At 43.8% G+C, this 10130-nt stretch carries 10 protein-coding genes and 1 riboswitch; of the genes, 9 read left to right on the top strand and 1 reads right to left on the bottom strand.

What is annotated here, in order from left to right:
- Nucleotides 1-60: 60 nt before the first annotated feature.
- Nucleotides 61-597: a tRNA-uridine aminocarboxypropyltransferase gene (locus K0I62_RS10870; RefSeq protein WP_220068171.1), complete on the top strand. Its 537-nt coding sequence runs from the start codon at nt 61-63 to the stop codon at nt 595-597.
- A 91-nt stretch (nt 598-688) separates the two neighbouring features.
- Here K0I62_RS10870 and trhA read toward each other — a convergent pair whose 3' ends face one another.
- The gene (trhA, locus tag K0I62_RS10865; protein WP_220068170.1) at nt 689-1366 is read right to left on the bottom strand and encodes a PAQR family membrane homeostasis protein TrhA; all 678 of its coding nucleotides are present in this window, start codon (nt 1364-1366) and stop codon (nt 689-691) included.
- Nucleotides 1367-1825: 459 nt separating this feature from the next.
- On the opposite strand from trhA, the gene K0I62_RS10860 reads away from it, so the two are divergent.
- The 8 genes from K0I62_RS10860 (at nt 1826) to K0I62_RS10825 (ending at nt 10129) form a co-directional block, all read left to right on the top strand.
- Nucleotides 1826-2770 (top strand): hypothetical protein, encoded by a 945-nt coding sequence (locus K0I62_RS10860; RefSeq protein ID WP_220068169.1) that lies wholly within the window; start codon nt 1826-1828, stop codon nt 2768-2770.
- A 167-nt stretch (nt 2771-2937) separates the two neighbouring features.
- A riboswitch (TPP riboswitch) is annotated at nt 2938-3036 on the top strand.
- A 269-nt stretch (nt 3037-3305) separates the two neighbouring features.
- On the top strand, nt 3306-5270 hold the full coding sequence (gene thiC / locus K0I62_RS10855; protein WP_220068168.1) for a phosphomethylpyrimidine synthase ThiC: 1965 nt from the start codon (nt 3306-3308) through the stop codon (nt 5268-5270).
- Nucleotides 5270-6892 carry a thiamine phosphate synthase gene (gene thiE / locus K0I62_RS10850; protein WP_220068167.1) on the top strand — a complete coding sequence of 541 codons (1623 nt, stop codon included), beginning with the start codon at nt 5270-5272 and terminating at the stop codon, nt 6890-6892. The genes thiC and thiE overlap by 1 nt, the downstream gene beginning before the upstream one ends.
- Entirely contained in the window at nt 6882-7655 is a 774-nt protein-coding gene (locus K0I62_RS10845; protein WP_220068166.1) for a HesA/MoeB/ThiF family protein, read from the top strand. The genes thiE and K0I62_RS10845 overlap by 11 nt, the downstream gene beginning before the upstream one ends.
- The gene (gene thiS / locus K0I62_RS10840; RefSeq protein WP_220068165.1) at nt 7648-7857 is read left to right on the top strand and encodes a sulfur carrier protein ThiS; all 210 of its coding nucleotides are present in this window, start codon (nt 7648-7650) and stop codon (nt 7855-7857) included. Before K0I62_RS10845 ends, thiS begins: the two co-directional genes overlap by 8 nt.
- Nucleotide 7858: 1 nt before the next feature.
- A complete protein-coding gene (locus K0I62_RS10835) occupies nt 7859-8632 on the top strand; it encodes a thiazole synthase (RefSeq protein WP_220068164.1) in 774 nt (257 codons plus the stop codon).
- Between the two features lies 1 nt (nt 8633).
- Complete coding sequence (gene thiH / locus K0I62_RS10830) at nt 8634-9752, top strand: 2-iminoacetate synthase ThiH (RefSeq protein ID WP_220068163.1); 1119 nt, start codon at nt 8634-8636, stop codon at nt 9750-9752.
- A gap of 101 nt (nt 9753-9853) precedes the next feature.
- On the top strand, nt 9854-10129 hold the full coding sequence (locus tag K0I62_RS10825; RefSeq protein ID WP_220064071.1) for a chemotaxis protein: 276 nt from the start codon (nt 9854-9856) through the stop codon (nt 10127-10129).
- The last annotated feature ends 1 nt before the right edge of the window (nt 10130 follow it).

The following is a 10130-nucleotide window of genomic DNA, read 5'->3' as shown; positions in this document are numbered from 1 at the left end:
GAAAATCAAGCGCATAAAATGAAGATGAATAAGGATTGTTAGATGAAGGCCGCTAGTTAGATGCAGATAGTGTTACTCACCCATGAGCGAGAGCTCCAGCGGCCAACCAATACTGGTTGCCTAGCGTTAACTCATTTTCCCGAGCACTGTCAGCAAGTGGTTTGGTCCCGCGTTCACCCAGACGGTGCATTGCTGCAAGCCTGTGAAACGGGTCAAGCATTACTGATGTTTCCTGCAAAGGATGAGGCGAATAATGACGCTGTTCAGTTAGCTGAGGCCGTGATGGCAATAAAGCCAACATGGACTAGCTATAGTGGGCTTGATCAGATAGAAGCTGTGGCACAGAAACAGATCATTATTTTAGATGCAACATGGCAAGAGGCACGAAAAATGATGCGTCAAAGTCCCTATTTGCAACAGGCAGATAGACTGGCGTTAAGTGGCGCTGGTGATTCATCTTATCAACTACGGCGTAATCAATTAGAAGGTGGCCTATGCACCATCGAATGTGTTCAATTACTCTTCAGGCAAGCTGGAATGTTAAAACAGGCAGAGCAGCTTGAGGTGGTATTTACGCAGTTTAATCAACGTAGGTGATAGCAAATTTGTTATCACGCGAAATTCGAGAAGCAAAAAGCGGTTTGAGATAGGCTCCTTATAATCGAGTTTAGCTTATTTAGTCTCGGCACTATATTACCGTTAAGTAGACGCAGAGGAAGTGACTGAGTGCGCCAGCAAGCACGAATAGATGCCAAATAGCATGATTATAGGGAATACGTTTCACCACATAGAAAATCACTCCGACGCTGTAAAACAAACCTCCAAGCAGTAATAGCTGAAATCCTAGGGGGGTCATTGCTGCGATAAGATCTTCTAACACTAACATGCATAACCAACCCATGGTTAAATACAATACCAGGCTAAAGACCTTGAAGCGGTGGATGAAAATTGTTTTAAATAATACTCCGCCTAAGGCTATCCCCCAGATAGCCGCTAACATGATTGAGGCTTTATCGCCGCTAAATTCGATAAGCATTAACGGGGTGTAGGTACCTGCAATGAGCAAATAGATGGCACAATGATCGGCTATTTTAAGTTTATGTTTCAGTCGTGGGTCACTAACGCTATGGTATAACGTTGAGCAGAGAAAAAGCAGAATGATACTGCAACAATAAACAATTACACCTGTAAGCTGAGTGATGCTCAGGTGTTCAAAGCCTTTATTAACAGAAAATATTAAGGCTAATATACCTGCCGCAATGCCTAGTCCATGGCTAACCCCATTGGCTAACTCTTCCTTTTTGCTATATTGCTTAGGTAAATCAACTTGTTTACTTTGGATCGCAGATAGCTCTTGGCTCGTCATAGAATATCATTTTAACTGTTTAGGTATTATGGCTAGCAGTGTAACAGCTCAAATTCATAACTTCCATTATTAGCTTACAAGTGTTCGCTTGTTGTTTTTTATTCTATAGCGTTTGTTCTATCAGTAAGCTTATAGTTCGCCAGGCTTTTTTTGAATGGTTAACAAATGTACGTCTTAGTTAAAAATGCCTCTGTTAACATAGCGTTTAAACCATAGATGCACTAGTGAAAACAGTGAAGGGTAATCATTATCATTTCATACACGTTATCACTAAGTGTGATGTGTTCCTCGGCTTATTTTCTAATTTTTAAAGTTTAGGCTTAATCATACTTATATTAATCAGGTTATAGCGTAGTCGATGCCCATTTATTGTGAATATGGCTCTACAACATGGGAACTAACATCTATTGATGTAACTCTAAGCGTTTATGCACTGGAAGAGGCTGAGGAAAGGATACTTTGCCGATAAGAATAACGCTTGGCGATAATGGACGAAAACTGTGTTACAACATGGTCGAACCTTCATTTAGTAGAACATTTAGTTCATATCAAGATGACTCAGTTTTAGTTAATCATATCAATGATAGGCGTTTGGTTGATAATACAAAGCGTCCTGTTTCTACGACTATTTATCTGATTTTTGCGGTTGTACTGGCTCATTTACTCTTGTTATGGTGCTTGCAAATTGCTTGGAAACCCAGTTTACACTCTACGGACATCAAGCAGAGCTCGGCAAAGGATAAAAAGGTCAACGCTTATATCATTTACCAGCCTGCGACTTCTTTAACGCTTGATTCAATAGCACCTACCTCCGCTAAAGTTCAGCCTAATGTTATCGAGCAATCTACATCACCCGCAGCTCAGGTGGATTTACAGACTGCAATATTAACGACAGACAACAATGTTAACCAAGCTGATAACCAGTTAAAAAATGGGGTGTCAGAGAACAATAAACCAAGGTTGCAGGATAAAAAAACCAGTAGCCAAAATCACAAAGTGAATAACACGGTTACTCAAACCAGTGCAGGTACTGTTAACGTTAGCCTGTTCACTCAAGGCTATGTTGAAAAACAGCGGTTAATTGCACTCGATTCTTTAGTGGCTACAGAGGCTAACCTTTATACTCAGAACCGCTCACTAAGTGAAATGGATGGTGATATTGAAATCCTTCAACTTAGTTCACCTGATGAGTTTACCGTGGCCGGCACCTTAGATAGCCATATCGATCCTAATCGCATTGTTAAGCAAGGTGATACCTGCTATCGAATTGTTAAAGTGGGGACCGTATTAAATCCCCATGCTGAGAATTTAGGCTATCCGTTTAAGTGTGGGGGACAGACCATTCAGCAAGCATTAAAAGCAGCGCTCGATAAACGTCTCGCCATAATGGGCGTTAAAAACTAATGTAATTGCCATGATTAATATTCAACGAAGTGGTTGGTCTTCTGTATATTTTGAACTTGATTTGTATTTAACTCTTTGTTTTGTTTTTAATATCTTTTGTCAATTAATTTGTCTTAACATCCATTTTTTAGGGCTTGTTTATTTCTCTTACTTGAGAGTATACTGGCCACCTCTTGTCGGAGTGCCATTTGGCTGAGACCGTTTATTCGGGATCCGTTGAACCTGATCAGGTTAGTCCCTGCGAAGGAAACAAGCATGATATTAATGCAACATTATTGTAAAAAATGATAGATTAGACTCAGCAACACGCTTGCTCTAAATCGTCGTTTAAATACCGTTTAGAGTGACTTTTCGAGTATTTTTGAATTTAGTGCTTCTTGGTTTAGTCGTTTTATCTACAATTTTATCGCGTTACTATTTCTGAGCAGTTTAACAGGCAATGACTATTGCTAAGTGTTAATAGACTTGCTCAATGCCATCAACTCTCAATTCTCCTGACAAGCAACTTCATATTCATTAAATAGTGAGATTGCTTATGTCAAATCGTCGTGAAAACCGAGCTCAGGCTCAAGCGTTTATTGATAATCTAAAACCACTGCAACATCCTAATTCTGAAAAGGTTTACTTAACCGGAAGTCGAGATGATCTTCGGGTTGCCATGCGACAAATTGTTCAAAGTGATACTGTTATCGGTAGTGCTGAGCAAGATCAAATACTCGAAACTAATCCACCACTAATGGTCTACGATTGTGCTGGTCTTTATTCTGATCCCGAGGCACAGATTAACGTGCGAACAGGATTACCTAAATTACGTCAAGCTTGGATCGCTGAACGAGAGGATACTGAACAGCTCGAAGGGGTTAGCTCTCATTTTACCCAGCAACGCCTGCAAGAGGATGGTTTAGACCACCTGCGTTTTGAATCACTATTATCCCCCCGAAAAGCAATAGCTGGCCGATGTGTTACTCAGATGCATTATGCACGCCAAGGGATCATCACCCCAGAGATGGAATATATCGCCATTCGCGAGAATATGGCGCGCACAGAGGTGCGTGATGAAATTCTTAATCGTAAAGCGAAAGGTGAAAGTTTTGGCGCGACTATCGGTGAGCCTATTACTCCTGAATTTGTACGTCAGGAAGTCGCTCGTGGTCGCGCAATTATTCCACTCAATATTAATCATCCCGAAGCTGAGCCAATGATCATCGGTCGAAACTTTTTAGTGAAAGTGAACGCCAATATCGGTAACTCTGCAGTGACCTCATCGATTGAAGAGGAAGTCGAAAAGCTAGTTTGGTCAACGCGCTGGGGCGCCGATACTGTGATGGACCTTTCTACTGGGCGTTACATCCATGAAACGCGCGAATGGATAATACGTAATTCACCAGTGCCTATTGGTACCGTTCCCATCTATCAAGCCCTAGAGAAGGTTGGGGGCATCGCAGAAGATCTCACATGGGAAGTCTTTAGAGATACTCTGATTGAACAAGCTGAGCAAGGAGTCGATTATTTTACTATCCATGCTGGCGTGCTATTGCGCTATGTGCCGATGACAGCTAAGCGCCTTACTGGGATGGTATCGCGCGGCGGTTCTATCATGGCTAAGTGGTGCCTTTCTCACCATAAAGAGAACTTTATTTACCAACATTTTGAAGAAATTTGTCAGTTATGTGCAGCGTATGATGTGTCCCTTTCATTGGGGGATGGCATGCGTCCGGGCTCAATCGCTGATGCAAACGATGAGGCGCAGTTTGCTGAATTGGAAACACTGGGTGAATTAGTCAAAGTTGCTTGGCGATATGATGTTCAGACCATTATCGAAGGTCCAGGTCATATTCCTATGAACTTGATTAAAGAGAATATGGATAAGCAGCTCACCCTTTGTGATGAGGCACCATTTTATACATTAGGCCCACAAACGACTGATATTGCGCCTGGTTATGATCATTTTACCTCGGGGATCGGTGCTGCGATGATCGCTTGGTATGGCTGTGCCATGTTGTGCTATGTCACGCCTAAGGAGCATTTGGGGCTGCCAAATAAAGAAGATGTTAAGCAAGGACTCATCGCCTATAAAATTGCCGCTCATGCAGCAGATGTCGCGAAAGGACACCCTAGTGCGCAAATGCGTGACAACGCTTTATCTAAGGCTAGATTCGAATTTCGATGGGAAGATCAATATAACTTAGGACTCGATCCTGACACGGCTAGGGCTTATCACGATGAGTCTTTGCCACAAGAGTCGGCCAAAGTAGCTCATTTTTGTTCCATGTGTGGACCTAAGTTCTGCTCTATGAAGATCACACAAGAAGTTAGGGATTATGCAGCGGCACAGGCGATAACCGTTAAAGCAGTTAATGAAGTTGAACCTTCCTCGGCAGAAGAGGGTATGGCGATGATGTCCAAAGCGTTTAAACGCCAAGGCGCTAATATTTATCAGCCCGTTTCAAAGCTTAGTGCTGCCGAGGAGATAGAAACGACAGAAAGCGGAGCATTGTGATGGGTCGTCAACTACAAAAAGCTGCCAACGCAACACCGTGCAGCAAACCTGTGGTTTGGACCATTGCTGGCTCCGATAGTGGAGGAGGAGCTGGGATCCAAGCCGATCTCGCCACGATCAATGATTTGCAGTGCCATGCTTGCACTGTGATAACGGCAGTGACAGCGCAAAATTCGGTCAGTGTTGATGGTGTTTATGGCATAGATGAAAATACTTTACTGGCTCAACTTAACTGCCTATTAACGGATTTGCCGCCCGATGCGATTAAGATAGGTTTGCTGGTTAATCAAGCACAATTGAATTGTTTAGCTCGTTGGCTTGGCTCTGAGTTTGCGAGCTATCAACAAAAAGTCACCAAGAAGATACCCGTTATCCTTGATCCTGTTATGGTCGCCAGTTGTGGTGACACTTTAGGCGCGGTGCTCGACTATATGGTGCTTAAGGATGTGATCACCTTGATCACTCCCAATGCTAAGGAGCTAGAACAGCTTAGTGGTAGAGAGTTGACATGTGCTGTTGCCTTTTCCGATGCAGCGGTGCAAATGGCTGTTGATTTAAAGACCAATGTGTTGGCAAAAGGGGGAGATAAAGGCGGTTTTTGGCACGAAAAATATGCAAAAGATCTGTTTATTTGTCGAAACGCATCACACACCTCGTTTATTCATCAAGATCAGCGGTTCGTGTTATCAAGTCCACGATCTAATAACCCTAACTGTCATGGTAGTGGCTGTACTCTATCATCGGCCGTTGCCGCTTTTATGGCCCATGGTTATGTTCTCCATGATGCCATCTTGCTTGCAAAGGCGTATGTCACTGAAGGAATTGCTCATGCTCAACAAGTTGGTAAAGGTGCAGGCTCCTTAGCAAGGATGGGGTGGCCTACTGATTTAGATCTATTTCCCGCAATTTTATCTGGTGACAATAGACCTTTGTTACCAGTGGATCTTAATTTTGCGCGGTTAACTTATGCACTGGATATTTACCCGGTTGTTGACAGTGTTGAGCTGCTTGAAACATTGCTTTTAAACGATGCAACGACGGTACAGCTGCGATTAAAAATCGATGAACACTTTGATGATCAAATGCTTGAACAACAGATTGTCGAAGCAATTGCATTGGGGCGTCGTTATAAAGCACAGGTTTTTATTAATGACCATTGGCAGTTAGCACTAAAACATGGTGCCTTTGGGGTTCATCTTGGTCAAGAAGATCTCTATGACGCGGATTTGGAGCAAATAGCGAGTAAGGGACTCGCCCTTGGGATATCTAGTCATGGCTATTTTGAGCTTAAGTTAGCCGCGCAGATTAATCCCTCCTATATCGCAATAGGTCATATTTTTGCCACTACAACTAAGTCGATGCCATCTCTGCCCCAAGGAGTGGCAAAGCTTAGTCGATACGTGAAATTGCTGTCGGGTCATTTCCCAAGTGTTGCGATTGGTGGTATCGATGCGCAAACCCTTGAAGATATCAGCGCTACAGGGGTCGATGCGTGTGCGGTAGTACGGGCTATCACTCAAGCAAAGTCGCCAGCTATGGCTTACCAATTTTTGTCTCGTCTGTGGATGCACTCCTCAAAAGGCTCATTTAACCATTTGCAGGAGGTGGCAAATGGGAATTAACGATCGTCAGTATATTCATTATTCAAGGCAGATCATGCTGCCAGAACTGGGCGAACAGGGGCAACAAGACTTGATGCGGTCGAAGGTCGCAATTGTCGGTGTTGGCGGGTTGGGTCAGCTCTGTTGTCAGTATTTAGCCGCAGCAGGTGTGGGTCAGCTTACTATTATTGATGGCGATGATGTTGAGCAAAGTAATCTGCCTAGGCAACTTCTGTTTGATAAAAACGATATAGGAAACAACAAGGCATTGGTGAGTAGTCGTAAGCTCACGGCTCGTTATTCCGAGTGCCAAGTCTCGGCAATGGATTGCTTCTTAAACGAAGACAATGCAACTGCTTTGCTATCTGGCGCTGACATCGTGCTTGATTGCAGCGACAACTTTGACACGCGCCATCTAGTCAATGATTCCTGCATTAAATTGTCGATACCCAATGTTATGGCATCAGTGGCGCATTTTAGCGGTCAGCTTATGACTATCGATCTAGGACGTTATCCACAATCGGGTTGTTACCACTGTCTGTTCCCGACATCGCTACAAAGTACACAAAACTGCACAAATTCGGGCGTTCTCGGTCCCATGGTCGGTGTTATGGCATCAATGCAAGCCTTGGTGGCAATAAAGCACTTAGCAGGCATCTATGATGAAAATGCGCGGCTTTATCGTTTCGATGGCATGGGACTCAGTCAAACATCTTCATTACTAACCCGAGATCCCAAGTGTCCGGTTTGCAGCAAATTAGTTAAGGAAATACGTTATGAGTAAGATACAGATCACTGTTAATGGGCAATTATTATCCGTTGCCTATGATAGCAGTTTGCAACAAATCTTATTGGATCAACAAATCGCCCTTGATAGCGTAGCACTGCTGCGAGGCAATCGAGTCGTGCCTAAATCGCAATGGTCATTTACCACTTGTGAAGATGGTGATGTTATTGAGCTTTTTGGTGTAGTGGCAGGAGGTTAGTATGTTGACGTTAGCAGATACCCAGTTTTCTTCACGCTTGTTTACCGGTACAGGCAAATTTTCCAGCTCAAAGACTATGGTGGGTGCAATCGAGGCGAGTGGCTCGCAATTGGTGACGATGGCAATGAAGCGCCTCGATCTTAAAGCGGGAACCGATGATATTTTAGCCCCACTTAAAGCTTCCGGTGTAAAACTGTTACCTAATACGTCTGGTGCGAGGAATGCTCAAGAAGCCGTGTTTGTCGCAGAGTTAAGTCGAGAAGTGCTTGGCACCCCTTGGATCAAACTTGAAATCCATCCCGATCCCAAATATTTAATGCCCGATCCTATCGAAACACTCAAAGCCGCAAAAATGCTTTGTGATAAAGGTTTTGTTGTTTTGCCATACGTTCACGCCGATCCGGTATTGTGCCGACATTTGGAAGAGGTGGGTTGCGCCGCAGTGATGCCTCTAGGAAGCCCGATAGGTTCTAATCAGGGATTAGCGACGCAAACTTTTCTAAAGATCATCATAGAGCAAGCCAATATTCCTGTCATTGTCGATGCAGGAATTGGGGCGCCTTCACATGCTATGCAAGCCATGGAAATGGGTGCCAGTGCAGTGCTTGTCAATACTGCGATAGCGAGTAGCCGCGATCCGGTTGCTATGGCGCGGTGCTTCAAAAGCGCTGTCGCAGCGGGAAGAGATGCCTATCTCGCAGGATTAGGGATAACGTCCAGTGTTGCACAGCAAACCAGTCCGCAAATGCCATTAACCGCATTTTTGGAGTCCTAAGATGAGTTTTTATGATGAATTAAAGTTGCTATCTCGAGAGCAACTTAAATTAGCGCTTTACTCCATTGGCCCTGCAGAGGTAGAGCGCGCGTTAGTTAATAGCGAGGGCGATTTATCAAGTCTTATGGCATTACTCTCGCCAGCGGCAGAGCCCTACATTGAGGAGATGGCGATAAGGGCTGCCGAAATCACGCGGCAACGTTTTGGCACTAACATCGGTATGTATTTACCACTTTATCTATCTAACTTGTGTGCTAATGATTGTGACTATTGTGGTTTTAGCATGAGTAATAAGCTTAAACGCAAATTTTTAACGGCTGATGAATTACAGCAAGAGATGAATATTATCAAAGGGCAAGGCTTTGATTCTATCTTGTTGGTCTCTGGTGAACATGAAAGTAAGGTTGGTATTGATTATTTTTGTTCTATGTTGCCTCTGGTCAAAAAGCAATTTAGCTATGTTGCGATGGAAGTACAGCCGCTAGAAGAAGATGAGTATAGGCGCTTAGTCAATCTCGGCCTCGATGCGGTCATGTTGTATCAAGAGACTTATAATCCTACCACCTACCAAAAGCATCATACTTGGGGTAAGAAGCAAGACTATCGCTACCGAGTTGAATCTCCGGAGCGCATTGCCCGTTCAGGAGTCGATAAAATCGGTTTAGGGGTATTGCTTGGCTTAGATGATTGGCGTCTCGATGCCTTGTTACTTGGGCATCATCTGAGTTATTTAGAGCGACATTATTGGCGCTGTCGTTATAGCCTCTCTTTGCCACGTCTGAGACCTTGTACTGGCGGTATTTCTCCGCAAACCGTACTGACAGACAAAGGATTAGTTCAACTGATTTGTGCTTTTAGATTGTTTAATCAACAGCTTGAAATTAGTTTGTCCACGCGGGAATCGGCGAGTTTTCGTGATAATCTTTATGGCCTTGGGGTGACGCATATTAGTGCGGGGAGCTCAACTGAGCCTGGTGGTTACAGTAACCCTAAAAGCCAATTAGATCAATTTGAGATAAATGATGATCGTAGTTCTGCTGAGACGGTAAACGCCATGCTGGCGAAGGGATTTACGCCAGTATGGAAAGATTGGCAATCTGAGTGGGTAAATTTAGCCTAAAGGCGAGGATAAATGTGAGCGGCTCAGTGTTATTGCTGTACATTTATCTTAGTTTGGCTAATAATTAACCTACATGCTTTCTATCTAACGGAGCCAAATGTATGGAGATCCAATCAAGTTTTTCATCGGGATTATCCGGGTTGCAGAGTGCTCAGTCTGGGTTAACTCAAGCGACCGTTGATGTGGCTAAGCCATCTCAACCACCTGCGACAACGACTGAAACATTAGAAGCTGAGACCGCTACACCCGTTGAAGCAACGGATAAAACTCAAGCTTTAGTGTCGGCTGTCGAAGCGCAGAATCAAGGTGAAGCTGCAGTAGAAGTATTAGAGGTTTCATCTGAAACCCTTGGTACTGTGATAGACATACAGGTGTAGT

This window comes from Shewanella psychrotolerans, from assembly GCF_019457595.1.
In the GTDB taxonomy this organism is placed as follows: Bacteria; Pseudomonadota; Gammaproteobacteria; order Enterobacterales; family Shewanellaceae; genus Shewanella; species Shewanella psychrotolerans.
The sequence above is the reverse complement of the archived record's forward strand: the minus strand, read 5'-3'. Positions and strand labels throughout refer to the sequence as shown.

What these genes read in the sequence shown, in the direction of transcription:
- K0I62_RS10870 (WP_220068171.1), top strand. Translation starts at nt 61, where the DNA reads ATGCAGATAGTGTTACTCACCCATGAGCGAGAGCTCCAGCGGCCAACC.
- trhA (WP_220068170.1), bottom strand. Translation starts at nt 1,366, where the DNA reads ATGACGAGCCAAGAGCTATCTGCGATCCAAAGTAAACAAGTTGATTTA.
- thiC (WP_220068168.1), top strand. Translation starts at nt 3,306, where the DNA reads ATGTCAAATCGTCGTGAAAACCGAGCTCAGGCTCAAGCGTTTATTGAT.
- thiE (WP_220068167.1), top strand. Translation starts at nt 5,270, where the DNA reads ATGGGTCGTCAACTACAAAAAGCTGCCAACGCAACACCGTGCAGCAAA.
- K0I62_RS10845 (WP_220068166.1), top strand. Translation starts at nt 6,882, where the DNA reads ATGGGAATTAACGATCGTCAGTATATTCATTATTCAAGGCAGATCATG.
- thiS (WP_220068165.1), top strand. Translation starts at nt 7,648, where the DNA reads ATGAGTAAGATACAGATCACTGTTAATGGGCAATTATTATCCGTTGCC.
- K0I62_RS10835 (WP_220068164.1), top strand. Translation starts at nt 7,859, where the DNA reads ATGTTGACGTTAGCAGATACCCAGTTTTCTTCACGCTTGTTTACCGGT.
- thiH (WP_220068163.1), top strand. Translation starts at nt 8,634, where the DNA reads ATGAGTTTTTATGATGAATTAAAGTTGCTATCTCGAGAGCAACTTAAA.
- K0I62_RS10825 (WP_220064071.1), top strand. Translation starts at nt 9,854, where the DNA reads ATGGAGATCCAATCAAGTTTTTCATCGGGATTATCCGGGTTGCAGAGT.